Source organism: Rhizobium sp. BK591, assembly GCF_014195045.1.
In the GTDB taxonomy this organism is placed as follows: Bacteria; Pseudomonadota; Alphaproteobacteria; order Rhizobiales; family Rhizobiaceae; genus Rhizobium; species Rhizobium anhuiense.
Genome location: NZ_JACIAZ010000018.1, coordinates 1 through 1,313, shown reverse-complemented (window position 1 = coordinate 1,313; position 1,313 = coordinate 1). Strand labels below are relative to the sequence as shown.

Sequence of the window (1,313 nt, the reverse complement as noted above, 5' to 3'; positions counted from 1 at the left end):
GGATCGGGGGCTGCCGTCAGCGCCAGCGGCAATGCTGAGTGTCGCATCTCTAAATGGCTGGCAACGTCGCGCCTCTAATCAGCTTTGACATTGGGTGTAGCGGGGGTACATTCTATTTCCAAGTGCGACATGCTTATAAAAACAATGGCTTCGCCTTGGAGATATATGCATGTCCCTTTGCTATTCGCAGCTCACCCTGCCTGATCGCAAGCGTCTTTTTCATCTTAGAGAACGCAAGGTTTCCGTCTCGGAGATTGCCCGCCAACTCGGTCGTCATCGTTCGACGATCTATCGCGAGCTTAAACGCAATACGTTCCAGGATCACGAATTTCCGGAATACAGCGGCTATTACAGCGGTATCGCCAACGACATGAGCAAGGAGCGCCGACGACGGCTGCGCAAACTCAGACGCCATCCGCATCTGCGCGATCTCGTCATCGACCGGCTGAAGGCGCATTGGTCACCTGAGCAGATCGCTGGCCGGCTTCTCGCCGATGGCGTCAGTCCTGTGCGCATTTGCCCGGAAACGATTTATCGTTTCATCTATTGCAAGGAAGATTATCCGCTCGGGCTGTATCAGCACCTGCCGGAACGACGGCGCAGGCGTCGGCGCCGCGGCGCACGCAAACCGCGCGACGGCTTAATCCCGCTCGATTACAGAATCTCCCAACGACCTGATTTTATTGATGATCGATCACAGTTCGGGCATTGGGAGGGCGATCTCCTGATCTTCCGGCGTGAACTCGGAGAGACCAACGTCACCTCTCTCGTCGAGCGCAAGAGCCGCTATACGGTGATGATCAAGAACCGCAGCCGTCACTCGCGACCGATCATGGACAAGATCATCCATGCCTTCTCACCATTGCCGTCTTTTGCACGCCGAAGCTTCACCTTTGATCGCGGCACGGAGTTCTCCGCTTTCAGGGCTTTGGAAGATGGGATCGGCGCCAGGAGCTGGTTCTGCGATCCCAATTCGCCTTGGCAGAAAGGCGCTGTCGAGAACACCAACAAGCGCATTCGACGCTTCATGCCTGGCGATACGGATCTGTCCAACGTCGCTCAGAAGCAACTTGTCGACCTCGCCCATCACCTGAATTCGCTGCCAAGAAAGTGCTTGGGCTACAAAACACCGGCCGAGGTCTTCATGGCGCATTTGCGTGAATGCGGCTGATCCCCTACCCTTCAAACGCCCATGTTGCACTTGGTGTAGATTCTCCACGGCTATTTAGTAATGCGACAGTTGGGCCAGTTAGAGATGCGACAGTCTCGCCTCTCGACGTGCTGGTCAATGCCAACGTTGGGAGCAAGGATGA

At 55.7% G+C, this 1,313-nt stretch carries 1 protein-coding gene; it reads left to right on the top strand.

The window, feature by feature from the left end; genetic code table 11:
* Positions 1-169 precede the first annotated feature (169 nt).
* On the top strand, positions 170-1,171 hold the full coding sequence (locus FHX10_RS34840) for an IS30 family transposase (protein ID WP_064648104.1): 1,002 nt from the start codon (positions 170-172) through the stop codon (positions 1,169-1,171).
* Positions 1,172-1,313 lie beyond the last annotated feature (142 nt).